Source organism: Pseudonocardia kongjuensis (assembly GCF_039526905.1).
GTDB classification, from domain to species: domain Bacteria; phylum Actinomycetota; class Actinomycetes; order Mycobacteriales; family Pseudonocardiaceae; genus Pseudonocardia; species Pseudonocardia kongjuensis.
The window spans coordinates 31,281-56,638 of sequence record NZ_BAAAJK010000025.1 but is presented as its reverse complement, the minus strand read 5'-3'; the positions used below and the strand labels follow the sequence as shown (position 1 = coordinate 56,638).

General features: G+C 74.0%; 26 protein-coding genes. 10 read left to right on the top strand and 16 right to left on the bottom strand.

From position 1 onward, the window contains the following. Window positions 1-903, bottom strand: a 903-nt coding sequence (locus tag ABD160_RS20970) for a DAK2 domain-containing protein (RefSeq protein WP_425563642.1), incomplete at its 3' end; no start/stop codon positions are given. 182 nt (window positions 904-1,085) lie between these two features. Here ABD160_RS20970 and rpmB point away from each other — a divergent pair. After that, window positions 1,086-1,277 carry a 50S ribosomal protein L28 gene (rpmB, locus tag ABD160_RS20965; RefSeq protein WP_186358563.1) on the top strand — a complete coding sequence of 64 codons (192 nt, stop codon included), beginning with the start codon at window positions 1,086-1,088 and terminating at the stop codon, window positions 1,275-1,277. Window positions 1,278-1,358: 81 nt separating this feature from the next. On the opposite strand, the gene ABD160_RS20960 is transcribed toward rpmB, so the two are convergent. The 5 genes from ABD160_RS20960 to ABD160_RS20940 all read right to left on the bottom strand — a co-directional run bounded on the left by ABD160_RS20960 (window position 1,359) and on the right by ABD160_RS20940 (window position 4,352). Further along, entirely contained in the window at window positions 1,359-1,961 is a 603-nt protein-coding gene (locus tag ABD160_RS20960; RefSeq protein WP_344025058.1) for a DUF1707 domain-containing protein, read from the bottom strand. Between the two features lie 102 nt (window positions 1,962-2,063). Then, entirely contained in the window at window positions 2,064-2,474 is a 411-nt protein-coding gene (locus tag ABD160_RS20955; RefSeq protein ID WP_344025056.1) for a hypothetical protein, read from the bottom strand. Window positions 2,475-2,546: 72 nt separating this feature from the next. Then, window positions 2,547-3,107, bottom strand: a complete 561-nt coding sequence (locus ABD160_RS20950; protein ID WP_344025054.1) for a DUF3558 family protein — start codon at window positions 3,105-3,107, stop codon at window positions 2,547-2,549. 40 nt (window positions 3,108-3,147) lie between these two features. Then, complete coding sequence (locus ABD160_RS20945) at window positions 3,148-3,828, bottom strand: uracil-DNA glycosylase (RefSeq protein WP_344025052.1); 681 nt, start codon at window positions 3,826-3,828, stop codon at window positions 3,148-3,150. Beyond that, window positions 3,828-4,352, bottom strand: coding sequence for a gamma carbonic anhydrase family protein (locus ABD160_RS20940; protein WP_344025050.1), 525 nt, complete (start codon window positions 4,350-4,352; stop codon window positions 3,828-3,830). The genes ABD160_RS20945 and ABD160_RS20940 overlap by 1 nt, the downstream gene beginning before the upstream one ends. 185 nt (window positions 4,353-4,537) lie before the next feature. Here ABD160_RS20940 and mbhE (ABD160_RS20935) point away from each other — a divergent pair, with 185 nt between their 5' ends. From mbhE (ABD160_RS20935) to ABD160_RS20910, 6 genes are read left to right on the top strand one after another with little or no spacing between them, the layout of a single operon-like run. Continuing rightward, a complete protein-coding gene (mbhE, locus tag ABD160_RS20935) occupies window positions 4,538-7,318 on the top strand; it encodes a hydrogen gas-evolving membrane-bound hydrogenase subunit E (protein ID WP_344025048.1) in 2,781 nt (926 codons plus the stop codon). After that, window positions 7,315-7,719, top strand: coding sequence for a sodium:proton antiporter (locus tag ABD160_RS20930; RefSeq protein ID WP_344025046.1), 405 nt, complete (start codon window positions 7,315-7,317; stop codon window positions 7,717-7,719). The genes mbhE (ABD160_RS20935) and ABD160_RS20930 overlap by 4 nt, the downstream gene beginning before the upstream one ends. Beyond that, window positions 7,716-9,242, top strand: a complete 1,527-nt coding sequence (locus tag ABD160_RS20925; protein ID WP_344025044.1) for a monovalent cation/H+ antiporter subunit D family protein — start codon at window positions 7,716-7,718, stop codon at window positions 9,240-9,242. The genes ABD160_RS20930 and ABD160_RS20925 overlap by 4 nt, the downstream gene beginning before the upstream one ends. Continuing rightward, window positions 9,239-9,628 (top strand): Na+/H+ antiporter subunit E, encoded by a 390-nt coding sequence (locus ABD160_RS20920; RefSeq protein WP_344025042.1) that lies wholly within the window; start codon window positions 9,239-9,241, stop codon window positions 9,626-9,628. Before ABD160_RS20925 ends, ABD160_RS20920 begins: the two co-directional genes overlap by 4 nt. Further along, window positions 9,625-9,888, top strand: a complete 264-nt coding sequence (locus ABD160_RS20915; RefSeq protein ID WP_344025041.1) for an MrpF/PhaF family protein — start codon at window positions 9,625-9,627, stop codon at window positions 9,886-9,888. The genes ABD160_RS20920 and ABD160_RS20915 overlap by 4 nt, the downstream gene beginning before the upstream one ends. Then, a complete protein-coding gene (locus ABD160_RS20910; protein ID WP_344025039.1) occupies window positions 9,885-10,274 on the top strand; it encodes a cation:proton antiporter in 390 nt (129 codons plus the stop codon). The genes ABD160_RS20915 and ABD160_RS20910 overlap by 4 nt, the downstream gene beginning before the upstream one ends. Here ABD160_RS20910 and mnhG read toward each other — a convergent pair. From mnhG to ABD160_RS20860, 10 genes are all read right to left on the bottom strand, one after another. Further along, window positions 10,178-10,669, bottom strand: coding sequence for a monovalent cation/H(+) antiporter subunit G (gene mnhG / locus ABD160_RS20905; protein WP_344025037.1), 492 nt, complete (start codon window positions 10,667-10,669; stop codon window positions 10,178-10,180). The two genes, ABD160_RS20910 and mnhG, sit on opposite strands and share 97 nt — an antisense overlap. Then, entirely contained in the window at window positions 10,651-10,917 is a 267-nt protein-coding gene (locus ABD160_RS20900) for an MrpF/PhaF family protein (RefSeq protein ID WP_344025035.1), read from the bottom strand. Before ABD160_RS20900 ends, mnhG begins: the two co-directional genes overlap by 19 nt. Continuing rightward, window positions 10,914-11,708 (bottom strand): Na+/H+ antiporter subunit E, encoded by a 795-nt coding sequence (locus ABD160_RS20895; protein ID WP_344025033.1) that lies wholly within the window; start codon window positions 11,706-11,708, stop codon window positions 10,914-10,916. Before ABD160_RS20895 ends, ABD160_RS20900 begins: the two co-directional genes overlap by 4 nt. Window positions 11,709-11,875: 167 nt before the next feature. Beyond that, a complete protein-coding gene (locus tag ABD160_RS20890; RefSeq protein WP_344025031.1) occupies window positions 11,876-13,519 on the bottom strand; it encodes a Na+/H+ antiporter subunit D in 1,644 nt (547 codons plus the stop codon). Further along, window positions 13,516-13,968, bottom strand: coding sequence for a Na(+)/H(+) antiporter subunit C (locus ABD160_RS20885; RefSeq protein ID WP_344025029.1), 453 nt, complete (start codon window positions 13,966-13,968; stop codon window positions 13,516-13,518). The genes ABD160_RS20890 and ABD160_RS20885 overlap by 4 nt, the downstream gene beginning before the upstream one ends. Before the next feature lie 2 nt (window positions 13,969-13,970). Continuing rightward, window positions 13,971-14,576 (bottom strand): MnhB domain-containing protein, encoded by a 606-nt coding sequence (locus ABD160_RS20880; RefSeq protein ID WP_344025028.1) that lies wholly within the window; start codon window positions 14,574-14,576, stop codon window positions 13,971-13,973. Then, on the bottom strand, window positions 14,573-16,945 hold the full coding sequence (mbhE, locus tag ABD160_RS20875) for a hydrogen gas-evolving membrane-bound hydrogenase subunit E (protein ID WP_344025027.1): 2,373 nt from the start codon (window positions 16,943-16,945) through the stop codon (window positions 14,573-14,575). The genes ABD160_RS20880 and mbhE (ABD160_RS20875) overlap by 4 nt, the downstream gene beginning before the upstream one ends. A gap of 174 nt (window positions 16,946-17,119) precedes the next feature. Continuing rightward, window positions 17,120-17,605: a GNAT family N-acetyltransferase gene (locus ABD160_RS20870; RefSeq protein ID WP_344025025.1), complete on the bottom strand. Its 486-nt coding sequence runs from the start codon at window positions 17,603-17,605 to the stop codon at window positions 17,120-17,122. Continuing rightward, window positions 17,560-18,804 (bottom strand): MFS transporter, encoded by a 1,245-nt coding sequence (locus ABD160_RS20865; RefSeq protein WP_425563641.1) that lies wholly within the window; start codon window positions 18,802-18,804, stop codon window positions 17,560-17,562. The genes ABD160_RS20870 and ABD160_RS20865 overlap by 46 nt, the downstream gene beginning before the upstream one ends. A 95-nt stretch (window positions 18,805-18,899) precedes the next feature. Continuing rightward, a complete protein-coding gene (locus tag ABD160_RS20860; protein ID WP_344025024.1) occupies window positions 18,900-21,047 on the bottom strand; it encodes a malate synthase G in 2,148 nt (715 codons plus the stop codon). Between the two features lie 150 nt (window positions 21,048-21,197). Here ABD160_RS20860 and ABD160_RS20855 point away from each other — a divergent pair, with 150 nt between their 5' ends. The 3 genes from ABD160_RS20855 to ABD160_RS20845 are packed head-to-tail and all read left to right on the top strand — an operon-like array spanning window position 21,198 to window position 25,310. Beyond that, window positions 21,198-22,652: an FAD-linked oxidase C-terminal domain-containing protein gene (locus tag ABD160_RS20855; protein WP_344025022.1), complete on the top strand. Its 1,455-nt coding sequence runs from the start codon at window positions 21,198-21,200 to the stop codon at window positions 22,650-22,652. Window positions 22,653-22,666: 14 nt separating this feature from the next. Further along, a complete protein-coding gene (locus ABD160_RS20850) occupies window positions 22,667-23,929 on the top strand; it encodes an FAD-binding oxidoreductase (protein WP_344025020.1) in 1,263 nt (420 codons plus the stop codon). Window positions 23,930-23,936: 7 nt separating this feature from the next. Continuing rightward, window positions 23,937-25,310, top strand: coding sequence for a (Fe-S)-binding protein (locus ABD160_RS20845; protein WP_344025018.1), 1,374 nt, complete (start codon window positions 23,937-23,939; stop codon window positions 25,308-25,310). The last annotated feature ends 48 nt before the right edge of the window (window positions 25,311-25,358 follow it).

Genomic DNA, 25,358 nt, shown 5'->3' with positions numbered 1-25,358 from the left:
GACAGGATCCCGTGCGAATCGGCCCGAGGCCGCCGACACCGCGGCGACCGTCTCGCCGACCGCCGACGCGGCGGCCTCCAGGACCGTGAGCGCGGTGCCGGGGCGGGGCGCCGACACCGCACCGGTGGCGAGCGCCGCGGCCCGGCGCAGCGCGCCGGCGAGCAGCTCACCCGCGGTGCGGGCACGGGCCGCGACCCCGGGACCCGGCCCGACCGGGGCACCGGGACCCGGCCCGACCGGGGCACCGGGACCCGGCCCGACCGGAGCACCAGGACCTGCCCCTTCCGGAACACCAGGACCCGGCCCGACCGGAACAGCAGGACCTGCCCCTTCCGGAACACAGGGACCCGTCCTGTCCGCAGCACCGGGACCCGGCCGGTCCGCAGCACCGGAACCCGGCCGGTCCGCAGCACCGGACCCAGGCCCGACCTCGACGTCACGCCCCGGCACACACGCGCCCCCGCTGCCCACATCCGCAGCACCGGGGGCCGACCTGTCCGCGACACCAGGACCCGGCTCGTCCCGGACACCGGCCGGGGCCGCCCGGTCGAGGTCGGCCGGCCCGGCGCCCGGCGCTCCGGGCCCCGCTCCGCCGGTCCCCTCGGCCGGGGTCGCCGCCAGCTCCTCGGCGAGCCCCCGGAACAGCTGGGACAGGATCAGCCCGGAGTTCCCGCGCGCGCCGCGCACCGCGGCCGCGGCCAGCGCCGCGGCCGCCCGCGCCGGGCCGCCCTCCAGCGGTGCCGACGCCGCCGCCCGCGCGGTGAGCAGCAGGTTCGAGCCGGTGTCGTGGTCGGCGACCGGGAACACGTTGATCCGGTCGATCTCGGCCCGGCCCGCGGTCAGCCGCTCGGCGGCCGCGTCGATCCAGCGGCGCAGCAGCGCGGGGTCGAACGGCGGGGCCACGCCGTCAGCGTAGGTGCGCGGCGGTCCGCCGCCGCCCCTGGGCGGGCCCCCGCGGAGGTCGCGTCGCACGGATGGCTAGACTGGATCGCCGAGCCCCGGTCCGTCCGGGCTCTGCGCACTGTCTCAACCTTGAGATGCTGTCTCTACCTTGCAATGTCTCCAACCTTCGAGGAGTGTTCGACGTGGCTGCCGTCTGCGACGTCTGTGGCAAGGGTCCGGGCTTCGGCATGTCCGTCTCGCACTCGCACCGCCGCACCCACCGCCGCTGGAACCCGAACATCCAGACCGTGCGGGCCGCGATCAACGGGGGCAACCGCCGCCGGATCAACGCCTGCACCTCGTGCCTGAAGGCCGGGAAGGTCGCCCGCGTCTGACGCGTGGTGCCGCGCGAGAACCGATACCCCGGTAGGCCCGGACCCGGCAGGGTCCGGGCCTACCGTCGTTCCGGGGGCCGGTCAGCCCAGCACGGCCTTCCACCAGCCCTTGCGTGAGCCGCGGACGGTCAGCGATCCCATCCCGACCTTCCCGCGCACCACGATGTGCGGCCCGGAGCCGCCCGGCGTCGACGGCACCTTCGTCTTGACCTCGCCCCACGAGCCGGAGACGGCGTCGACGTCGGCGCTGCCGCCCTCGGGGAGCACCAGCACGATCTCGCCCATCCCGGTGGAGACCTCGATGTCGATCCGCGGCGGGATCCGCCGCGCCTCGGAAAGGTCCAGGTGGATGGTCCCCATGCTGGTGGTCAGCCGCATCGCGGCCGGGACCGGCCAGTCCCCGGTCCGCTTCACCGTCCCGGCGCCGGTCCGCAGGTGCACCCGGTCCGCCCCGTCGACCGGACGCGCGAGCTGCGCCGACCCGGGCGGGACGACGAGGTCCGAGCCGGGCAGGTCGGCCAGCGGCGGGCGCAGCTCGCTCGCGGTGCGCGCGGCGTAGACGGCGTCGAGCCGCTCCTCCAGCTCGGTGAGCGTGATCCGGCCCTCGCCGAGCGCGTCGTGCAGCCGTTTGGCGGCGGCCTCGCGGTCGGCGTCGGATATGCGCATCTCCCCCGGATCGGTCACATCGACCAGCCTAATGCCCTGTCAGGGAACCTTCGGTACACGACTCGGCGCCGCGGTCGACGCCGGTGCGCACCCGCCACGTTGCCGAGACGTGTGACCCGGTCACCCGCCGACCGGCCTGTACCACGATCCGCTGATCGTCTCGGGCGACAGCGGCGGGAGCTCGCCCCTGGCCCGCTCGAGCTCGCCGAGGATCATGTCCTCGGTGTGGCCGTACTCGCGCGCCGCCGCCCGCAGCCGCTCGGTCGCCTCGGACAGCTCCCGGTAGCGCGCCCACTGGGCGTCGAGCATGTTGTTGATCTTGAGCTGGAAGGAGTTCCGCGCGTCCAGCGACACCGGATCGCCGCCGACCGCCTCGATGTCGCGCAGCCAGTCCGAGCAGTCCAGGAGCAGGTACATCCGCTCGGCCTGTGCGGCGAGCACTCCGTGCACGGCCAGCACGTTGCCGATCGAGATCTGGCTCATCAGACCGTCCGACGCCGTACCGACCGGACGCTTCGCCTCGATGTTCATCGGCCGGACGGTACGCAGAGCGCACCCGTCCCGGGCCGCGAACCGGGCGCGGCGTTCACGGCCGCGAACCGCTCACGGGGTGAGCGTTCTCGCGGTACCGAGGGCGTCGGCCGCCAGCAGCTCCGCCTCCCGGCAGGCCTCGTCGATCGACGGCGTCGATCCGTCCGGTTTCCGGCCGACCACCCTGACCTGGAGCCGCATGACCTGGCCGTCCGCCACGTCCACGACCAGCTCGCACATCGGCGAGGTGTCCTCCCGCGCGGTGTTCCGGACCGCGCCGTAACCGGCGACCACCTGCACCCGCGAGCCCGGGCCGCCGACCGCGCGCGCGGCGTCGACCGGCATCATCTGCGCGCTGTAGCCGAAGTCCACCGTCCAGATCTCGCTCCAGCCGCAGACGTGGGTCGTCGCGTCGCCCACCACGGGCTCGGCGTAGCGGCTGTCCTCCGGCGTCAGACCGCGGCTCGCGAGCTGCTCGGGCGTCAGCACCCGGCACGGGTCGATGGCCATCACCTCGATCGGCTGCGGCCGCGGCGGGAACGGATCGGGCGCCCCCTCGGCAGCCCCCGAGCAGCCCGCCAGCACCGCCCCCGCCACCACGAGGATCCCGAGGTGACACCGCACGTCGATCATGTTGCCTCCCGCAACGGAGGCTAGCGGGGCGGCGCCCCGGTCAGGGCAGCTTCCAGTCGACGGGATCCCCGCCGATCTCCTCGAGCAGGTCGTTGGCCCGGGTGAACGGCCGCGACCCGAAGAAGCCACGGTCCGCCGACATCGGGCTGGGATGCGCCGACTCGATCATCGGCACGTCCTCCAGCAGCGGCGCGAGGTTGCGGGCGTCGCGGCCCCAGAGGATCGCCACCATCGGCTCGGCGTCCCGCGCGACGAGCGCCCGGATGGCCTGCTCGGTGATCTCCTCCCAGCCCTTGTTGCGGTGCGAGCCGGGCTCGCCGGGGGCGACCGTGAGGCAGCGGTTGAGCAGCAGCACGCCCTGCTCGGTCCACGGCGTCAGGTCCCCCGACGACGGCGCCGGATGCCCGAGGTCCTCGCAGTACTCGCGATAGATGTTCTGCAGCGAGCGCGGCAGCGGCCGGGTCTCGGGCGCCACCGAGAACGACAGGCCGACCGCGTGCCCCGGCGTCGGGTACGGGTCCTGGCCGACGATCAGCACCCGCACCTGGTCGAACGGCTGCTGGAAGGCGCGCAGCACGTTCGCCCCGGCCGGCAGGTAGCGGCGGCCCGCGGCGATCTCGGCGCGCAGGAACTCGCCCATCGCGGTCACCGCCCCGGCGACCGGTTCGAGCGCCTGCGCCCAGCCCGCCTCGACGACCTCGTGCAACGGCTTCCCGGCCATCAGCCCTCCAGCTTCCGCAGCTGATCGCGGAACCGGCGCCCGCGCTCGACGTAGGACTCCACCGAGTGCCGCCAGCGGTCCGCGGCGACCTCGTACCCCTCGCGCACCCGGGCCGGGACGCCGAGCGCCATCCGGTAGGCGGGGACCTCGGCGTTCGGCGAGACCACCGCACCCGCGGCGACCACGGCGCCCTCGCCGATCCGGGAGCCGTTGAGCACCACCGAGCCGGACGAGATCAGCGCCCGGTTCGCGATCGTGGACGCCTCGATGTGCACGTTGTGCCCGACCGTCACCTCGTCGCCGATGATCGTCGGCTCGCGCAGCGTGGTGTGGATGATCGAGCCGTCCTGGATGCTGGTGCGCGCGCCGACCTCGATCCGGCCGTCGTCGCCGCGCAGCACCGCGGTCGGCCAGACCGTCGACTCCGGGCCGAGGGTCACGTTGCCGATCACCACCGCGTCCGGATGGACGTAGGCGGTGGGGTGGATGTCCGGTTCGGCGTCACCGAGCGCGTACAGGGGCACACCGGGAGGGTACGAGCGCCGCCGCGGCGGCCCGCCGGGCCCCCCGGGAGGATGCGCCGCGCAAACCAACGGGGTGTCCACCCTGGCGGGTTGGGAAACGTCGCGGGTGGGTAAGAATCGGGCGTGCTGTCGATCAGGGCGCTGCTGGCGCCGACCCCCGGATCCCGGACGGAGGCGCTCGCCCGGTGCTGCCGCTGATCGTCCTCGGTGGTTCGGTCCTCCTCGCGCTGGCCGCCCCGCTCCTCGCCCGCCTGTCCGGCCGCAACGCGGGCTACCCGCTCGCGGCCGGCCTGGCCGCGCTCGGCGTCTACGCCAACACCTCGGCCGGCGCGATCGTCGACGGCGACGTCCTCACCGCGTCCTGGGACTGGATGCCGGCCCTCGGCGTCTCCTTCGGCCTGCGGATGGACGGCCTGTCGCTGCTGTTCGTGACGATCGTGCTGGGCGTCGGCGCGCTCGTCATGGCCTACAGCGCCCGCTACATGGGCGACGGGTACCCGGTCGGCACGGTCTACGGGCTGCTCACCGGCTTCGCCGCCGCGATGATCGGCCTGGTCACCGCGAACGACCTGGTGCTGCTCTACGTGTTCTGGGAGCTCACCACGATCCTGTCCTTCCTGCTGATCAACACCGCCGGGCCGAAGGCGGCGCTGCCCGCCGGCCGGGCGCTGGTGGTGACGGCGACCGGCGGCTTCGCGCTGCTCGGCGCGGTCGTGATGATCGGCGTGGCGGCCGGGACGACCGACCTGGGCGTGATCGTCGGGAACCCGGAGGTGGTGCTCGCCAGCCCGCTCGCGGTGCCGGCCGCGGCCCTGCTGATCCTGGCCGCGGCGACCAAGTCGGCGCAGCTGCCGTTCACCTTCTGGCTGCCCGGCGCGATGGTCGCGATGACCCCGATCAGCGCCTACCTGCACGCCGCGACGATGGTGAAGGCCGGCATCTACCTGCTGATGCGGTTCTCCCCGGTCTACGTCCCGACGACGGCGTGGTCGATGGTGCTCGTCCCGCTCGGCCTGCTGACCGCCGTCGTCGGCGCCGTGCTCGCGCTGCGCGAGCACGACCTGAAGGCGATCCTCGCCCAGTCCACGGTCAGCCAGCTGGGCCTGCTGACGGCCGCGATCGGCGTCGGCACCTCCTACGCCCTGTCCGCCGCGGTGCTGCACACCTTCGCGCACGCGCTGTTCAAGGCGACCCTGTTCATGCTGGTCGGGATCATCGACAAGGAGGCGGGCAGCCGCGACGTCCGCGAGCTCGGCGGGCTCCGGAAGGTCATGCCGGTCACCGCGACGCTCACCGGGATCGCCGCGCTGTCGATGGCCGGCGTCCCACCGCTGATCGGGTTCGTCTCCAAGGAGACGCTCTACGAGGGCTTCCTGGAGGCCGACTTCGCGCCGGGCGCCGGACCGGTCGCCGCGGTGACGGCCGTGATCGCCTCCGCGCTGACGTTCGCCTACAGCGCCCGCATCGTCTACGGCGCGTTCGGCGGCACCCTGACCCAGCCCGACCTGTACGAGCCGTCGAAGGCGTTCCTCGCCCCGGCCGCGGTGGCCGCGGTGCTCGGCCTGGCCCTGGGGCTCGGCGTCGGCGTGCTGAACCCGCTGACCGACCGGGCCACCACCGACCTGTACCCGGGCGCCGAGCCCGCGACGTTCGCGTTGTGGCACGGCGTCAACGCGGCGCTGCTGCTGTCCCTGGTGACCTTCGCCGCCGGCTACGCGCTGTTCCACTGGCGGGACCGGGTGGACGCCCTGCTGCAACGGCTGTGGGTGCCCGACGGCTCCGCGGTCTACGACCGGATCCGGGCCCGGGTGATCGAGTTCGGCGGCCTGGTCGGGAAGCCCGACGTCGATCCGACGCCGGCCGCCGTGCTGGCCCGGCCGGTGCTGCTGCTGCCGGTGCTCGCCGTCGTCGCCGGGATCGGCCTCCCGGCCCTGCCCGGGTACCCCGGACCGGCCGTGCAGGGCCTGGACTGGCTGGTCGTGGTGCTGGTGCTGGCGACGGTCGCCGGCGCCGCCGTGACCCGCTCGGTGCTCGCCGCGCTGACCCTGACCGGGTTCGCCGGGCTGGCGACCGCGCTGTGGCTGCTGCTCGCCGGGGCGCCGGACGTCGCGATGACCCTGCTGCTGGTCGAGGTGCTGACCACGGTGGTGGCGGTGCTCGTGCTGCGCGGGCGCGGGGAACGGCTGCGGCGGCCCGCGCGGATGCGCGCCACCCCCGCCGCGCTCACCGCGCTCGCCGCCGGGCTCTCGCTGGGCACAGCCACCTTCGTGCTGACCGGGCGGCGCCCGCCGTCCGAGGTCGGCGGGTACTTCCTGGACACCGCACAGGAGGCGACCGGCGGCACGAACGTCGTCAACACCATCCTGGTCGACTTCCGCGGGATGGACACCTTCGGCGAGGCCGTCGTCGTCGGTGCGGCCGCGCTGGGCCTGCTCGTGCTGCTGCGGCGGACCAGCGACGAGAGCCCCGGCGGCACCGGGGACGCCGGGGCGCCGCGCCGGTTCGCCCGCGACGGCCCGGCGGACACCGTGGTGATGCGGGTGGCGAGCCGGGTGCTGTTCCCGGTGATGCTCGCGCTGTCGCTGTTCCTGCTGTGGCGCGGGCACGACGAGCCGGGCGGCGGGTTCATCTCGTCGCTGGTCGGCGGGGTCGCCGTGCTGTTCCTGCGGCTCGCCCACCGCGGCGACGCCTGGGCGCTGCGGCTGCGCCCGGAGCCGCTCGTCGGCACCGGCCTGCTGATCAGCCTGCTGACCGGGCTCGCCGTCTACCCGCTGGGACTGCCGTTCCTCGCGCCGGTGTACCTGCCCGGCGAGGTGCTGCTGTCCTCGTTCATCTTCGACCTGGGGATCTATCTGATGGTGGTGGGGCTGATGGTGGCCGCGGTCGACCGGATCGGCGGCCGGACACGGGTCGGCCCGGTGCTGGCCCGCCGGGACCGCGCCGCGCCCGAGGGGACCACCCCGTGACGGCCGCGATCATCGTGACGGTGCTCGTCGCCGGCGGCGTGTACCTGATCCTGCAGCGCGAGCTGCTGCGCGTGGTCCTCGGGTTCATCCTGCTCGGCCACGGCGTCAACGTGCTGATCATCTCCGCGGGCGGGATGTACAACCGGCAGCCCCCGCTGCTGGGCCAGCAGGACCGGGCCGCCATGGCCGATCCGCTGCCACAGGCGTTCGTGCTGACCGCCATCGTGATCGCCTTCGCGATCACCGTCTACCTGCTCGCCCTGCTCAAGGCCGGCGACGAGGAGACCGGCGGGGACGGCGGCACCCGGTCCGATCCGGACCACGACCCGGCCGCCCGGGACGACCCGGACCGGGAACGCACCGAACGGGCCGGCGGCTCGGCGCGGGGTGAGGACCGGTGACCGGGCTCGAGGCGCTGGTCATCGCGCCGGTCGCGGTCCCGCTGTTCGCCGCCGGCCTGCTGATCCTGTTCGCGGTCCGGATGCCGGTGGCCGCCCGCCGCGCGGTCGCGTTCACCGCGGTCGCAGCCTGCACCGCCGTGGCCGGCTACCTGCTCGCCGTCACCACCGACGGCACGGTGATCGTGCAGCGGCTCGGCGGCTGGCCGGACGGCATCGCGATCCCGCTCGCCGCGGACGCCTTCGGTGCGGTGATGCTGCTGGTCACCGGCGTGCTCGGGCTGGCCTGCCTGGCGTTCGCCGCGCTCGACGGCGGCGGCCCCGGCGATCTCGAGGCCACCGACCGGACCCGCGCGTTCCTCCCGCAGGCGATGCTGCTGCTGGCCGGCGTCAACGGCGCCTACCTGACCGCCGACCTGTTCAACCTGTTCGTGTTCATCGAGGTCATGCTGGTCCCCAGCTACGTGCTGATCGCCACCGGCCGCAACCCGGAGCGGCTCGCCGCGGCCCGGCTGTACCTGACGGTGAACCTGCTCGCCTCCACCGTGTTCCTGGCCGGGCTGGGCCTGGTCTACGGCGTCGCGGGCACCGTGCAGCTCGGCGACCTCGCCGGGGCCGCCGTGACCGACCCGCGGGTGGCCGCCGCGACCGCCGTCATCCTGCTCGCGCTGTCGGTGAAGGCGGCCCTGGTGCCGCTGCACAACTGGCTGCCGCGGGCCTACTCGGTCGCCCCGGCCGCCGTCACCGTGCTGTTCTCCGGCCTGCTCACCAAGGTCGGCGTGTACGCGCTGTTCCGGATCTACGCGGTGGTGTTCGACGGCGACCCGCGGTTCCTGCCGGTCGTCCTGGTCGCCGCACTGCTCACCATGGTCGTCGGCGTGCTCGCCGCGGTCGGTGCCGGCGGGATGCGCCAGATCCTGACCTTCCACATGGTCAGCCAGCTCGGCTACATCGTGCTCGGGCTGGCGATCTTCACCCCGGTCGGGCTGGCCGCCGCGATCTACTTCATGGTGCAGTACGTGCTGGTCAAGGCGGCGCTGCTGATGATCGCCGGCGCGGTCGAGCGGCACGTCGGCACCGGTGAGCTGGCCCGGCTCGGCGGGCTCGCCGCACACAGCCCGGCGGCCGCGGTGGCCTTCGCCGTCTCCGCGCTGTCGCTGGCCGGGATCCCCCCGCTGTCCGGGTTCGTCGGGAAGTTCGCCCTCGTGCTCGGCGCGGTGGACGCCGGGCTGATCGTCGCCGCACTCGTCGCGATCGGAGTCAGCGTGTTCACCCTGCTGTCGATGCTCAAGATCTGGAACGGCGCGTTCTGGGGCGGCGACGCGCCCGATCCCGACCCGTCCGGCGGCGCCGGGACGGTCGTCGCGCTGACGGTGCCGGTCCGCACCGTCGCCCCCGCGCTCGCGCTGGGCGGGCTGAGCCTGCTGCTCGGCCTGGCCGCCGAGCCGCTGCTCGCCGTCTCGACGGCCGCCGCGAACGGCCTGTTCGACACCGCCGGCTACGCCGGGGCGGTGGGTGCCCCGTGACCGGCCGCACCCGCGCCCCCGGCGACAGCAGGCTGCTCGCCTCGGCGCACTTCCTCGTCTGGTTCACCGGGGAGTTCTTCCGGGCCAACGCGGTCGTGCTCCGCGAGGTGCTGACGCCGGGGCACGGCATCGATCCGGCCGTCATCCGGGTCCGGCTGCGGTCCCGCAGCATGGTCGAGATCGCGACCATCATGGCCCTGATCAGCCTCACCCCGGGCACCCTCGCGCTGAACCTGACCACCGGCTCGCGCGGCCCGCTGCTGACCGTGCACGGCATGCACGCCTCCGACCCGGAGCAGCTCCGCGCGAGCGTGCAGGAGATGGAGGACCGATTGCTCGCCTGTCTGCGCCGGCCCGCCCCCGCAGAAGGGAGAGTGGACCCGTGACCGCCACCCTGCTGCTCGACGCCGGGCTCGTCCTGCTCGGGCTGAGCCTGCTCGTCGCGGTGTACCGCGTGCTGCGCGGCCCGACCGAGGCCGACCGCGGACTCGCCGTCGACTACGGCTTCGTGGTCGTCGTCGGGCTGATCGCGCTGCTCGCGCTGCGGCTCGGATCGACCGCGATGCTCGATCTCGTCGTCGTCGCGACCCTGGTCGGGTTCCTGACCACGGTCGCGGTGGCCCGGCTGGTCTGGGCGAGCTCGTGAGCGCGCCGGACGTGCTCACCGGCGGCCCGGTGCAGAACACGATCGGCGGCCTGATCGTCGCCGCCGGCGTGCTGCTGATCGGCTCCGGCGCGATCGGCATGCTGCGGCTGCCCGACATCTACAACCGCACCAACGCCGTCACCAAGGCGGCTGGGCTGGGCATCGTGGCGCTGCTCGTCGGCGTCGCCGTGCTGGTGCCCGAGCCCGGCGTGCTGGTCACCCTCGGGGTGGCGGTGGCGCTGCAGCTGTTCACGATCCCGATCGCGAGCTTCGCGATCGGGCACGCGGCCTACCGGTCCGACGTCCCGTCGACGCCGTCGACGCTGCGCGAGGACGTTCCCCCGGGATCGGAGGCCCGCTCGCCGTCGGACGACCGGGACGGCTGAGCGGGCGGCGGGGCCGACACCCGCACGGCGCGGGCGTCGGCGTCCATCTGCTCGCCCAGGTCGTCGACCACCAGCGAGTCCCGGTCGATCGCGCCGCTGCGGTACGCCGACCGGCCCACCACCTGGGAGATCACCGGCGCGGTCAGCACCTGGAACAGCACCACCAGCACCAGCGTCGAGGAGTTCTCGAACTCCAGCTGCACGGCGACGCCGAGCAGGATCAGCAGCAGGCCCAGCGTCTGCGGCTTGGTGGTCGCCTGCAGCCGGGCGGGCAGGTCCGGCAGCCGGACCAGGCCGAGCGCGCCGAGCAGGCAGGACAGGCCGCCGGCCAGCATCAGCACCGCGGACAGCACGGCGGTCACGTCGACGTCGCCGATCACCGGTGTCGCTCCCATCGTTCGACGAGCCGGGCCGCGGTCGCCGAGCCGACCAGCGCGATCAGCGCGACGGCGGCCAGCAGCGGGATGTTCGACCCGTCCGAGTAGATCGCGGCGTACACCGCGGCGGCGGCCACGATGAGCACCACGAACACGTCCAGGGCCGCGATCCGGTCCAGGGTGGTCGGGCCCTGCAGCAGCCGCCACAGGGTCAGCATGGCCGCGGTGGTCAGCATGGCGAGGACCAGCGCGTAGACGACGGTCACTCCGGTCCCCTCCCCTGTTCGCGCCCGGCGGTCACGGCGTCCATCGCCGTCCGGCAGCGCCGCACGTCCTCCTCGCTGCCGACCGCGTCGATCACGCGCATCTGCAGCAGCATCATGTTGCGCCGGACCCACTCCACCGAGCCCGGCTGGTGCAGGCCGAGCGCGTAGACGTACCAGCGCCCGCGGCGCCGGTCGATCTGCAGGGTGAAGCTGCCCGGGGACAGCGCGCAGGCCGCGACGATCGTCGTCGTGGTGCGGTCGGAGCTGCTGCACAGCGGCAGCCCGACGATCCCGGACTGCGCGCGGGGCCCGTGCATCAGCGTCACGGCGCTGACCCGGACACCGGAGACGACCAGGTCGCGGATCAGGAACCCGATCAGCCGCACCATCTTCACCGGGCGGATCGGCAGTCGCTCCGGCAGCACCGGCAGCGGGAAGATCACCGTGACCAGCAGGCCGACGAGCAGGCCGCCGATGATCGCCATCGGGGTGAGGCTGCCCCACAGCAGCACCCACACCAGGGCGAGCGCGAGCACCTGCGGCACCCGGCGGCGCCAGTTGCCGATCTGCGCCGTGCCGGCCATCGGTTCGGACGTGGTGTCGGGCACCGGCGGCGGGACCCGGGCCGGGGTGCGGCCGTCGGGGTCCTGGCCGGTCTCCGCCGACGACGCCGAGTGCTCCCGGTGGGCCTCCGCGGCACCGCCCGGCGAGTCCGTGTCGGTGGTACCGGATGCACCGGCTCCGCCGGTGGTACCGGCTCCGCCGGTGGTGCCGGTGGTGCTGTCGCCCACGACTCCCCCGCTGTCGTCCGTGCCCGTTCCGCTCGTGCCCGTCCCGCTCGTAGCTGCTCCCGTCGTCGTGCTCCCGGGTGGCGCGGTACCCGTCTCCTCCGCGGCCACACCCAGCTCGGCCTCGACGGCGTCGGGCCGCGTCCCGCCGCCGGGGGCGCCGTCGCCGCTCACGGGGTCACCTCCGGGCCGTCACCGGCCGGATCGGCGAGCGCCGTGCCGGTGTCCCCGGCGGCGTCCCCGGTGTCCCCGGTGTCGCCGGCGTCCCCCTCGGGTGCCCCGGCGACCGGGTCCAGGACCGCGCTGCGGTAGGTCTCCCTGCCGTGCAGGTCCTCACCGGCCCGCGCGGTGATCCCGGACAGCGGCCCGGCGAACAGCGCGATCACGATGCTGACCACGACCAGCGAGGACGCGCCGACGTACATGCCGCGGGCGCTGCGCGCGGTGCCGACCACCAGCTCGTCGTTCGGGTCGTTGTCGACCAGCGGCTCCTTCGGCGTCCCCCAGAACACCCGGACCCAGACCCGCGCGACCGCGTACAGCGTCAGCAGGCTGGCGACCACCACGAAGGCGGCGACGATCTCGCTGGCCAGCCCGGCACCGGCGCCGGCCTGCAGCAACGCCAGCTTCGCGACGAAGCCCGACGTCGGCGGCAGACCCGCGAGGGTGATCGCCGGGATGGCGAAGAGCACCGCCAGGTGCGGCGCGGTCTGCGCCAGCCCGCCCATCTGGCTGATCGACACCGTCCCGGTCCGCCGGGTGATCAGACCGCTGACCAGGAACAACGTCGCCTGGACGGTGATGTGGTGCACCACGTACAGCGCGGTGCCCGCGATGCCCTCTGGCGTCCAGACCGCCATCCCGAACAGCATGAAGCCGATGTGGCTGACCAGCAGGAACGACAGCAACCGGTTCAGGTCGTCCTGCGCGATGGCGCCGAGCGCGCCGACCACCATCGTCAGGGCCGCGATGACCAGCAGCAGCATCGACGGGTCGTCCTGCGGGAACACCAGCGTCTGGGTGCGCAGCAGGGCGTAGATGCCGACCTTGGTCAGCAGCCCGGCGAACAGCGCGGTGACCGGTGCCGGCGCGTTCGGGTAGCTGTCGGGCAGCCAGAAGTGCAGCGGCACGATCGCCGCCTTGATCCCGAACACGACGACCAGCACCAGCGCCAGCACCGTCTGCAGCCCGTCCGGCAGCAGCTCCATCCGGCCCGCGAGATCGGCCAGGTTGACCGTGCCGGTCGCGGCGTAGACGAAGCCGACGGCGGTCAGGAACAGCAGCGACGACGTCAGCGAGACGATCACGTAGGTCATCCCGGACCGGATCCGGGACGCCGAGGTCCGCCGGGTGATCAGCACGTAGGACGACGCCAGCATGATCTCGAACGCGACGAACAGGGTGAACAGGTCGCCGGTCAGGTAGGCCAGCGAGACGCCCGTCGAGAGCAGCAGGAAGATCGGGTGGAACGTCGTGCTGGCCGTCTCCCGGCCGTAGTCGGAGATCCGCTGGTCGATCGCGTACACCAGCACCGCGAGGGTGACCAGCGTCGAGATCAGCAGCAGCAACGCCGACATCCGGTCCGCGACCAGCGCGATGCCCATCGGGGCCGGCCAGCCGCCGAGCTCGGCGACGACCGGGCCGTGCCGGTCCGCGGCGACCAGCAGGATCCCCGCGACGACGCAGACGATCGCGAGGGTCACCACGCCGATCACCCGCTGCAGCGACGCGCGGCGTCCGACGATCACGCTGGCGGCGGCCCCCAGCATGGGGAGCAGCACCGGGAACGCGACCAGTGCCTGGAGCAGGGTCACTTGCGGCCCTCCTCGAGCTCGTGCGAGTCGGCGGTGTCCTCGGGGGAACTCTCGGTCTCCGCCGCGGTGCCCTCCTCCATGGCGCCGTCCGGGCTCTGCCGGGCCGCGATCCGGCGGTCCTCGACGTCGTCCTGGACCTCGTCGTGACCGACCAGCACCCACGACCGGTAGCCGAGCGCGAGCAGGTAGGTGGTCAGCGCGAAGGTGATCACGATGGCGGTGAGGGCGAGCGCCTGCGGCAGCGGGTCGGTGATCTCGTCGAGCCCGACGGCGTCCAGGATCGGGGCCCGGCCGGGCGGCCCGCCGGCCAGCTGCAGCAGCAGGTTCGCGCCGTGCCCGAGCACCACGATGCCGATCAGGATGCGCATCAGGGAACGCTGCATGAGCAGGTAGAAGCCGACCGAGTAGAGCACGGCGAGCACCAGCGCCATGCTCAGGTTGATGGTCATGTTCATCGGTCACCACCGAGATCGCGGCCCGGCGGGTCCTCGCCCGCCTCGCGGGCGTCCCGGGCGATGCCGGAGCCGAGCGAGCGCAGCAGGTCCAGCACCACACCGATGATCAGCAGGTAGACGCCGACGTCGAGCAGCAGGCTGGTGACGATGTCCAGGTAGCCGAAGTCGCCGAAGGTGATCGTCCACTTGGTGGACTCCAGCACCGCGCCGCCCCACAGCACCGGGGCGAGCCCGGTGAGCACGGCGATCGTCAGGCCGGTCCCGACCACCACCGGCGGCCGGATCCGGAACTTCGAGCCCAGGTTGTCGTCGCCGCCCGCGATGTGCCGGAGCACGAACGCGAGCCCGGCGACCAGGCCGCCGGAGAACCCGCCGCCGGGGCCGTAGTGGCCCTCGAACAGCAGGAACACCGAGAAGACCAGCACGGTCGGGAACAGCAGCCGGGCGGCCGCCTCCAGCACCAGGGTCCGCTCCCGGGTGTCCGGGCAGTTGCCGGGCAGCATCCACTGGCCGCTGGGCTCGTCCCAGCGGGCCCAGGACTCCTCGGCGGCCGCTGCGCCGGGCTGCTCCGTCGTCGCGGGCGCCTCACGTGAGGTGGTCATCCCATCACCTCCTGCTCGTGCTTCGGAGACCCGGACCCGCTCGTCACGACCTGGCCGCCCTTCCTCTTGTCGTAGCGGGTGGCCAGCACCAGGCTGGCCGTCCCGGCGGCGCAGATCAGCAGGATCGTGATCTCGCCGATGGTGTCCAGCGCCCGGAAGTCGACCAGGATCGCACTGATCAGGTTGGTGGCGCCCGCGTCGGGCGCGGACGCGACGAAGTCGGCGGTGGTCGCCGGCGGCTGCACCCGGGCGCCGGAGAAGATCACCGCCATCCCGGCGACCAGGACGCCGCCGACCGAGGCCACCGCGGCCTTCGGCAGCCGCACCCGGCGCTCGGTGTCCGGCTCGTCGAAGTGCGCGGGCAGCCGCCGGAGCACGAACACGAACGCGACCAGGGTCAGCGTCTCCACCAGGAACTGGGCGAGCGCGAGGTCCGGGGCGCCGTCGATGACGAACAGCCCGCCGATGCCGTAGCCGACGGCGCCGACCAGCAGCACCGCGGTGAACCGGCGGCGCGCCCGGCACAGCGCGATCGCCGCGACGATCACCATCAGCCCCACCGGGACCTGCATGATCGAGTGGTAGACGCTCTGGTCCTGCGGCAGCGCACCGCCCATCAGCAGGGCCGGGGCGGGCAGCGCGATCAGGGTGACCAGGATGAAGCCGAGGTAGACCGGCAGCGAACCGATCTGCAGCCGTCCGGTGACGGTGATCGCGGCCCGCTCCATGCCGGTCACCACCGACTCGTAGCCGCGCTGTGCGGACAGCCCGTGCAGCACCACCCGCTCGGTGAGCGCCGCGCCGTACTGGTGCAGCAGCAGACCACCGGCGACGGCGATCGCGGAGAACAGCAGGGCGATCCCGAACCCGTGCCAGAGCCCGAGCTCGTACTGCGCGGCGTAGGCGTCGCCGAGCGAGGGCAGCGGCCGGGCGTAGGCCGCGGCCAGCTCCTGGACGGCCGGGGCGGCGAACCCGGCGGCGAGCCCGGTCAGCGCGCACAGCCAGGCCGGCCCGGACAGGCCGAGCGGTACCGGGTCCCCGCCGGTGGGCTGCAGGCCCTTCGTCGCGAACGCGCCCCAGAGGAAGCGCGCGGTGTAGGCGACCGTCAGCAGCGACCCGGCGAGCAGGCCGATCGCGACGATCCAGCCGCGCACCCCGCCCTCCAGCACGAACGCCTCGTAGGCGGCCTCCTTGCCGACGAACCCGAGCATCGGCGGCAGCCCGGCCATCGACATCCCGGCGATCGCCGCGAGCACCGCGAGCCCGCGCTTGCGCCGGCCCAGCCCGCACAGCTCGCGCAGGTCACGCGTCCCGCACGCCTTGTCGATCGCACCGACCACCATGAACAGCGGGGCCTTGAACAGGCCGTGCGCGAGCAGCATCGCGATGCCGGCCAGCGCCGCGACCCGGGAGCCCGCGCCGAACAGCACCATCAGGAAGCCGAGCTGGCTGACGGTGCCGAAGGCGAGCAGCCGCTTCAGGTCGGTCTGGCGCAGTGCGCGCCAGCCGCCGAGCAGCATCGTCGCCAGGCCGAGCACGACCACCGGCACCCACCACACCGCGAACGGCGAGAACGCCGGCCCGAGCCGGGCCACCAGCACGACGCCGGCCTTCACCATCGACGCGGCGTGCAGGTAGGCCGAGATCGGGGTCGGGGCGGCCATCGCGTACGGCAGCCACGGGTGGAACGGCAGCTGCGCCGACTTGGTCAGCGCGCCGAGCAGGATCAGCACCAGCGCGAAGCCCAGCGCCACCGGCTGGTCCGCGGCCAGGGTGCCGGCGTTGGCCGCCGCGGTGATCTCCGGGATCGAGTAGGTGCCGGCGAGCTGGCCGAGCAGCACGATGCCCAGCAGCATCGCGAGCCCGCCGAACACGGTCACCAGCAGCGCCTGCACCGCGGCCCGCCGGTTCTCCCGGTACTGGCCGCCCTGCCCGACGAGCAGGAACGACGTCAGCGACGTCAGCTCCCAGAACACGTAGAGGGTGAGCAGGTCGTCGGCCAGCACCAGGCCGAGCATCATTCCGGCGAAGGTGACCAGCAGCGCCGCCGACCGCGCGGCGTCGGTCGAGCGGGGACCGAAGTACCAGGCCGCGTAGACCAGGATGAGGGCGCCGACCCCGGACACCAGGACGATCATCGCCAGGGCCAGCGCGTCCAGCCGCAGGCTGAGGGACAGGCCCAGCTCGGGCGCCCAGGCGAGCTCGTCGGTCACCCCCGTGCCGAGCGCGGCGGGGGCCTGCATCATGGCCCATACGAGTGTGGCGGCGAGCAGGGCAGCGCCGGCCGCGAAGGCCAGCCGCCGGTTGTACCGGGCGAGTGCGGGGAGGCACAACGCCAGGACGATATGGGCGGCCACAACGGCGAGCACCGACACCTCCTGGGTCACGGGGTCGTTCGGACGGACGGTCAGTTCACTCGCGTCCCAGTCGGGCCGGGGAGCGGCCCCGGTACCGGAGAGCCGGCGGCCGGCAAGGACACGGCAGCGGAGCCGCCGTCATCCTATCGGAGCAACCGGACGTTTCGCCCGCCACCGTACCGGGGCTCACTCCCGCAGGAGCTTGCCGAAACACCGTGAACGGTGATCGTCCCGGTATGTGCCGAACCTCCCGATCGGCTGATACCCGCAGGCGCGGTACAGCGACATGGCCTCGGGCTGGGCGGTGCCGGTCTCCAGGACCATCCGTCGCCGCCCGGCGGCCGCGGCGGTGCGTTCGAGCTCGGCCAGCAGTGTGCGCGCGTGCCCGGCCCCGCGCGCGTCGGGGACGACGTACATCCGCTTGATCTCGGCGTCGCCGTCGCGCAGCACCGGGTCGTCGGGGCGGGCGTCGACCGGCCGCCAGGCGCCGGTCGCGACCGGCCGGCCGTCGTCGTAGCCGACTAGGTAGCGGCCGCGCGGGGCGGTGAACTGCTCCGGGGCGAGCACGGTCACGTCGTTGTCGCCGTAGACCTCGCGGTAGTAGGCCTGGACCTCCTCGTTCAGCTTCAGGGCGTCCGGGTGGTCCAGGGCGCAGACACGCAGTTCGAGCACGGGACCATCATCGTCGCCGCCATGATCCGCGTTCCGGGAGCGCCGCGCCACACCAGCACCAGGCAGAGCACCTGCACCGCGGCCACCCCCAGCAACAGCACCGGGTACCCCGCACCGGGCACCCCGAGCCCGCCCGGCCAGGCCCGCACGGCGGCACCGGACAGCGCGGCCAGCGCCACCGGGAGCAGGAACCCGAGGTAGGTGACGGAGTAGAAGACCGCGGTCAGCCCGGCGAGCTGCCCGGGCGGGGCGATCCGCTGCACCTGCTGCAACCCGGCCAGCAGCACGAAGCCGTATCCGGCGCCGAGCAGCGCGGCGGCGGCGAACGCGACCGGCACCGACGCGGTCACGGCGACCGGCACGGTCACCAACGTCCCGCCGATCACCAGGGCCAGCCCGGCGCGCACGACGGCCTGCTCGCCACCCCGGCGCTCGACCGTGCGGGCCAGCGACTGGGCCCCGAACCCGACGGCCAGGCTCACCGCGGTGAGCCCGGTGGCGACCAGCAGGCCGTGGCTGCCGGGCGCCAGCAGGTCGGGCTGCACGGCGTAGGCCAGCGCGGCCGCGCCGAACACCCAGGGCGCGGCGGGCAGCACCAGCCGGACGAAGCGCGGATCGGTCACCGCGGGCACCCGCAGCGCCCGCCACAGCGGCCCGCCGCCCGGATCGGGGAGCACCGTCTCGGGCGCGCGGCGCAGCGCGGCCAGCACCGGGACCATGATCAGCACGTGCACCAGGTAGGGCAGCACCGTCGGCCACGGCGCGTACTGCGCGAGCAGCCCGCCGACCAGCGGCCCGGTCCCGAAGCCGAGGGTGGTCGCCAGCGCGGCGCGCCGCGCACCGCCCTCGGCCGAGAGCTCCTTCACCCAGGTCGTCGCGACCGCCATCGCGACACCCATGCTCAGCCCGGCCAGCAGCCGTCCGGCGTGCAGCAGCGGCTCGGCACCGCCGCCCGCGGCGAGCACCGCCGACGCCGGGACCGCCAGCGCCGCGGCCGGGAGCAGCACCCGGCGCCGGCCCCACCGCTGCGAGGCGGGGCCGCCCAGCAGCAGGCCGGGGACCAGCCCGAGCACGTAGACCCCGAAGAAGGCGGCGACCGCCGTCGACGAGTGATGGCCCTGTTCGCGGTAGGCGACCATCAGCGGGCTGAACTGGTTGGCGCCGTAGCCGACGCCGAACAGCACGGCCGCGGGTCGCACCCAGGGCGCGGGGCGGTTCAGGGGACTCTCCTCCTCACACACGTCGGCGCCCCCGGGCCGATGGGCCCGGGGGCGCCGATGACGACGCGGAACGATCAGGCGCTGCTCTTGGCCCGCTGCCGCCAGCGGGTGAGCGTGCGCTCGGTGTAGCCGTTGGGCTCGGTCGCGCCGGAGAACACCAGCTCCAGCGCGGCCTGGAAGGACTCGCTGCCCGCCAGGTCCTTCGCCATCGGCGGGTAGCCGGGCTCGCCGGCGTTCTGGTCGTCGACGACGGCGGCCATCCGGGCGAACGTGTCCCGCACGGTCCCGGCGTCGACGATCCCGTGCTCCAGCCAGTTGGCGACCAGCTGGGCGGAGATCCGCAGCGTGGCCCGGTCCTCCATCAGCCCGACGCCGGACAGGTCGGGCACGGTGGAGCAGCCGATGCCCATGCCCACCCAGCGCACGACGTAGCCGAGGATCGACTGCGCGTTCGTCTCCAGCTCGTGGGTGACCGCGTCGGCCGTCAGCGTCGCCGGGTCGGCGAGCGGCAGCTCCAGCAGCGAGCGCCGCTGGGCGACCGGCCGGGTGGCGATCCCGGACTGCACCTCGTGCACGTCGACCCGCAGGTAGTGCAGCGCGTGCAGGGTGGCGGCGGTCGGCGAGGGCACCCAGGCGCAGTTCGCGCCGGCCTTCGGGTGGCCGATCTTCTGCTCGACCATCTCGGCCATCGCGGCCGGCTTGGCCCACATGCCCTTGCCGACCTGGGCGCGGTGCGAGAACCCGGCGGCGAGTGCGACGTCGACGTTGCGGTCCTCGTAGGTCTGCAGCCAGGTGGTCGAGCGCATGTCGCCCTTGCGGAGCACCGGGCCCGCCCGGAAGCAGGTGTGGATCTCGTCGCCGGTCCGGTCCAGGAACCCGGTGTTGACGAAGATGACCCGCTCGCGGGCCTCGGCGATGCAGGCGCCGAGGTTGACGGTGGTCCGCTTCTCCTCGTCCATGATGCCGATCTTGAGCGTGTTCGGGCTCAGCCCGAGCGCCTCCTCCACCGCCGCGAACAGCTCGACGGTCAGCGCGACCTCCTCGGGGCCGTGCTGCTTGGGCTTGACGATGTAGACGCTGCCGGCCCGCGAGTTGGTGTGCGGGCCCTTGTGCTGCAGGTCGTAGAGCCCGGCGACGGCGGACACCAGCGCGTCCAGCACGCCCTCGGCAATCTCGTCGCCCTGCGCGGTCAGCACCGCGTTGGTGGTCATGTGGTGGCCGCAGTTGCGGACCAGCATCAGCGAGCGGCCGGGCAGCGTGAGGGCCGAACCGTCCGGCGCGGTGTACTCGCGGTCCGGGTCGACCCGGCGGGTGACGGTCCGGCCGCCCTTCTCGAACTCGGCGACCAGGTCGCCGGTGAGCAGGCCCAGCCAGGTGCGGTACGCCGCCGCCTTGTCCTCGCCGTCGACGGTCGCGACCGAGTCCTCGAGATCGACGATGGTGGTGACGGCCGACTCCAGCACGACGTCCGCGACGCCGGCGTGGTGCTGGCGCCCCACCCGGGCCGTCGGGTCGATGCCCAGCTCCAGGTGCAGGCCGTTGCGGGTGAGCAGCACGGCGCCGCGGCCGTCGGCGCCGGTCGGCCGGTGCCCGGCGAACTGCGCGGGATCGGCGAGCACGACCGGCCCGTCGGCGGTGTCGGCGACCAGGCCGTCGTCGGTGACGCGGTAGGCGCTCACCCCGGCGTGGCTGCCGCGGGCCAGCGGGAACAGCTCGTCGAGCAGCTCGTCGGCGGCGGCGATGACCTGGGCACCGCGCTGCTCGTCGTAGCCGGGGGCGAGCTCGCCCTGCTGCGGGAGCGCGTCGGTGCCGTAGAACGCGTCGAACAGCGAGCCCCAGCGGGCGTTCGCCGCGTTCAGCGCGTAGCGCGGCACGGTCGCGGGCACGACCAGCTGCGGGCCGGGGATCTCGGCGATCTCCGGATCGACCCGGTCCACGCTGATCGTGGGCGAGGCGTCGGGGCGCAGGTAGCCCAGCTCGGTCAGGAACGCCTCGTACTCCTCGACCGAACCGGCACCGTGCTCGGAGTGCCAGGCGTCGATGCGGGCCTGGAGGTCGTCCCGGCGGGCCAGCGCATCGGCGATCCTCGGCGCGAAGCGCTCCTGCAGCCGCGCCAGGGTCGACCAGAACGACTCGGCGGTGAGACCCACGTCGGACAGGAGCTCGTCCTCGACGAACGCGCGCAGGTGCGGATCGACCTGCAGCCCGGAGCTGTCGGCCATCTGTGACCACCCTCTCTACATGTGCCTGGGACTGGCTGCATTTCTACCAGTGGACTATCTTTTCCGCATCATGAAAGTGACGCGGCACGCGGAAGCTCCCGTGCCGACGTACCCTCGCGTGAGCCCGACCACGCCCGGGAGGACCGAATCATGCCCCTCGCCCGCCGCGTCCACGACGAGTTCGTCGCCCTGCTCGGCGCCGCCGACGTGATCGACGATCCGGTCCGCGCCCGCGCCTACGAGTGCGACGGGCTGACCGGCAGCCGGGTCGTCCCGGAGCTGGTACTGCTCCCCCGCACCGCCGACGACGTCGCCGGCTGCGTCCGGATCTGCGCCAGGCACCGCGTCCCGTTCGTCGCGCGCGGCGCGGGCACCGGCCTGTCCGGCGGCGCGCTGCCGGTGGCCGACGGCGTCGTCATCGGGCTGAACCGGCTCAACCGGGTGCTCGAGGTCGATCCGGAGAACCGCCGCGCGGTGCTCGAGCCCGGCGTCACCAATCTCGAGATCACCGCGGCCGCCGCGCCGCACGGCCTCTACTACGCGCCCGACCCGTCGTCCCAGCAGGTCTGCACGATCGGCGGCAACGTCGCGGAGAACTCCGGCGGCGCGCACTGCCTGAAGTACGGCTTCACCACCAACCACGTGCTGTCGATGGAGGTCGTGCTGCCGGACGGCTCCCAGGTCACCCTGGGCACCGACTCCGCCGAGCAGCAGGGCCCGGACCTGCGCGGGGTGTTCCTCGGCTCGGAGGGCACCCTCGGCATCGTCACCGCCGTCACCGTGCGGCTGCTGCGCACCCCGGAGGTCATGCGCACGCTGCTCGCCGACTTCCCGTCGGTCGCCGCGGGCGGGCAGGTGGTGTCCGACATCGTCGCCGCCGGGATCGTCCCGGCCGCCGTCGAGATGATGGACGCGCTCGCGATCGAGGCGGCCGAGGGCGCCACCGGGGCCGGCTACTCGCTGGACACCCCGGCCGCGCTGGTGGTGGAGCTCGACGGCACCGTCGAGGAGTGCGAGGAGCAGTTCGCGCTGGTCAAGGAGATCTGCGACCGGCACGGCTGCACCCGGCTGCACATCGCGGGCTCGCCCGAGGAGCGGGCGAACATCTGGCGCGGGCGCAAGGCCGCGTTCGCCGCGGTCGGCCGGATCTCGCCGGACTACATCGTGCAGGACGGCGTCGTCCCCCGGACCCGGCTCGCCGAGGTGCTGGAACGGATCGAGGAGATGAGCTCCGCCGCCGGGCTGCGGGTGGCGAACGTCTTCCACGCCGGGGACGGCAACCTGCACCCGCTGGTGCTGTTCTCCGACGCCGAGGGCCAGACCGAGCGGGCCGAGCACCTGTCGGCGCAGATCGCCGAGCTGTGCGTCGAGATGGGCGGCTCGCTGTCCGGCGAGCACGGCATCGGCACCGACAAGGCCTGCTCGATGCCGACCATGTTCGGCGAGGACGACCTGGCCGTGATGGACCGGGTCCGGGCCGGCTTCGATCCGGACCACATCTGCAATCCCGGCAAGCTGCTGCCCACCCCACGGCTCTGCGGCGAGAAGCCGGGCCGGTACCGGCCGCATCCCCTGGAGGAAGCCGGCCTGATCGAGCGTCTCTAGAAGGGCCCGAACCCATGACCCGCGCTGCCCCCACCACGCTGCGCCCGACGTCGGCGAAGGAGGTCCGCGACGCCGTCCTCGACACCCCGGGCCGGCTCGCGATCTCCGGGGCGGGCACCGCCCGCCACTGGGCCGGACGGCCCGCCGAGGCCGACGCCACAATCGACCTGTCCGCGCTGTCCGGGGTGATCACCCACAACCCGGGTGACATGACGGTCTCGGTGCACGCCGGGACGCCCGTGCGCGAGCTGCAGGAACAGCTGGCCGAGCACGGCCAGCGGCTCGCACTGGACGCCGCCCGGACCGACCGCGGCGCGACCGTCGGCGGGCTGCTCGCGACCGCCGACGCCGGCCCGTCCGCGCTGGTCTACGGCGGCATGCGGGACCTGGTGATCGGCACGACCACGGTGCTCGCCGACGGCACGATGGTCCGCAGCGGCGGCCACGTCATCAAGAACGTGGCCGGCTACGACATGGCCAAGCTGATGCACGGCTCGTACGGCACCTTCGGCCCGGTGGTCGAGGTGGTGCTGCGGCTGCACCCGGTGCCGAAGGCGGTGGCCTGCGTCGCCGTCGACGGGCCCCTGGACGCCGCCGCCGCGCACGTGCAGCGGCTGATGGCGAGCCCGCTGGAGCCGATCGCGGCCGAGTGGGTGTCCGGCGACCCGGGCACGCTGCTCGTCCGGTTGGAGGGCGGGACCGACACCCTGCCCGCGCGCACCGGGCGGCTGCTGGAGCTGCTCGGCGACGGGGCCCGGGAGATCGGGCCGGAGGGCTGGGCCCGGCACGCCGCGCTGACCGGCGGCCCGTCCCGCCGGCCGGAGCAGGCGCGGGCGGCCGTCGCCGCGGCCGGGCCGGCCGGGACCTCCGCGACCGCGCTCGCCGGGGCCGGCATCGCGGACCCGACGGCCGTCCCCGGCCCGGATCCGGCGGCGCCCGCCGGGGCCGGTGCGGCGGGGGACCCCGGGGCCGTCGTCCGGATCGGGTGCGCACCGGCCCGGCTCGCCCCGCTGCTCGCCGGGCTGCCCAGCACCGCCGTCACCGCGGGCCCGGCCACCGGCGTCGCCACCGTGACGGTGCCGGGCAGCGCGGTCGCCGAGGTGCACCGGGCGGTGGCCGCGGCCGGCGGCACGTCGGTGCTGCGGGACCGCCCGGACGCCCTGGACGCCCCCGCCTGGGGACCGGCACCGTCCGCACTCGCCCTGCTCAAGGCCGTCAAGACCCAGCTCGACCCCGAGGCCCGGTTCGCCGCCGGTCGCTTCGAACCCTGGATGTGAGGCACGCATGACGAGCACCCACGACCCCGCCCAGCCGTCCGCGTTCGACGGCGTCCACCCGCCGGAGCGGGAGCTGCTCGACGACTGCGTGCACTGCGGGTTCTGCCTGCCCACGTGTCCGACCTACGTGCTGTGGGGCGAGGAGATGGACTCCCCGCGCGGCCGGATCCTGCTGATGGACCTGGCAGAGAAGGGCGACATCGGGCTCGACGGCCCGTTCACCGAGCACATCGACAACTGCCTGGGCTGCATGGCCTGCGTGACGGCCTGCCCGTCCGGCGTGCAGTACGACAAGCTGCTGGAGTCGGTGCGCCCGCAGATCGAGCGCAACGTCCCCCGCAACCGGGCGGACAAGCTGTTCCGGGACGCGATCTTCGCGCTGTTCCCCTACCGGCGGCGGCTGCGCGCCGCCGCCCTTCCCGGCGCGCTCTACCAGAAGCTGCGCACCGTCCCGGCCATCCGGAAGCTCGCCGAGAAGCTGCCCGGGCGGCTCGCCGCCATGGAGTCGCTGCTGCCGCCGGTCTCGGTCCGCGAGGCCTTCGCCACGCTGCCGGTGCACACCCCCGCCGTCGGACGCCGCCGGGCCCGGGTCGCGCTGCTCACCGGCTGTGTGCAGGACGTGTTCTTCCACCGGGTCAACGAGGCCACCCTGCGGGTGCTCGCCGCCGAGGGCTGCGACGTGCTGGTGCCGCGGGACCAGCAGTGCTGCGGCGCGCTGGAGGTGCACGCCGGCCGCGAGGAGTCCGCGCTGGCCAGGGCGCGGCGCACGATCGCCCGGTTCGAGACGCTCGACGTCGACGCGGTGGTCACGAACGTCGCGGGCTGCGGCTCGTCGATGAAGGACTACGGCCACCTGCTCGCCGACGACCCGGAGTGGGCCGACCGGGCGGCCGCGTTCTCCGCGCGCTGCCGCGACGTGCACGAGGTGCTGGCCGAGCTGTACTCGCGTCCCGAGTCCGAGGACGGCGGCCCGCGCGCCCCGCGGACCCCGGTGCGCGGCCGCGTCGCCTACCACGACGCCTGCCACCTCGGGCACGCCCAGGGCGTGCGGTCCCAGCCGCGGGAGGTGCTGCGGACGGTGCCGGAGGTGGAGCTGGTCGACATCGCCGAGGCGTCGCTGTGCTGCGGCTCCGCCGGGATCTACAACATGATCATGCCGGACGCCGCGGCCGAGCTGGGCCAGCGCAAGGCCGGGAAGATCCGGGACGCCAGGCCGGACGTCGTGGTCACCGCGAACCCGGGCTGCCTGCTGCAGATCGCGAAGTACCTGCCCGGGTCCACCGACGGCATCGGCGGCCCGGGGTTCGCCGACGTCCCGCTGCTGCACCCGGTGCAGCTGCTCGACGCCAGCATCCGCGGGGCGGCGCTGCCGCACCGCTGATCCGGCCGGGCGCGATCGACGTCGTCGCACCCCTGCTCGTCGGCGCAC

Coding starts and splice junctions, on each gene's coding strand:
- ABD160_RS20955 (WP_344025056.1), bottom strand. CDS start 2,474: ATGAACATCGAGGCGAAGCGTCCGGTCGGTACGGCGTCGGACGGTCTG.
- ABD160_RS20855 (WP_344025022.1), top strand. CDS start 21,198: ATGCCCCTCGCCCGCCGCGTCCACGACGAGTTCGTCGCCCTGCTCGGC.
- ABD160_RS20950 (WP_344025054.1), bottom strand. CDS start 3,107: ATGATCGACGTGCGGTGTCACCTCGGGATCCTCGTGGTGGCGGGGGCG.
- ABD160_RS20850 (WP_344025020.1), top strand. CDS start 22,667: ATGACCCGCGCTGCCCCCACCACGCTGCGCCCGACGTCGGCGAAGGAG.
- mnhG (WP_344025037.1), bottom strand. CDS start 10,669: ATGGGAGCGACACCGGTGATCGGCGACGTCGACGTGACCGCCGTGCTG.
- ABD160_RS20845 (WP_344025018.1), top strand. CDS start 23,937: ATGACGAGCACCCACGACCCCGCCCAGCCGTCCGCGTTCGACGGCGTC.
- ABD160_RS20885 (WP_344025029.1), bottom strand. CDS start 13,968: ATGACCATCAACCTGAGCATGGCGCTGGTGCTCGCCGTGCTCTACTCG.
- ABD160_RS20860 (WP_344025024.1), bottom strand. CDS start 21,047: ATGGCCGACAGCTCCGGGCTGCAGGTCGATCCGCACCTGCGCGCGTTC.
- ABD160_RS20880 (WP_344025028.1), bottom strand. CDS start 14,576: ATGACCACCTCACGTGAGGCGCCCGCGACGACGGAGCAGCCCGGCGCA.
- ABD160_RS20945 (WP_344025052.1), bottom strand. CDS start 3,828: ATGGCCGGGAAGCCGTTGCACGAGGTCGTCGAGGCGGGCTGGGCGCAG.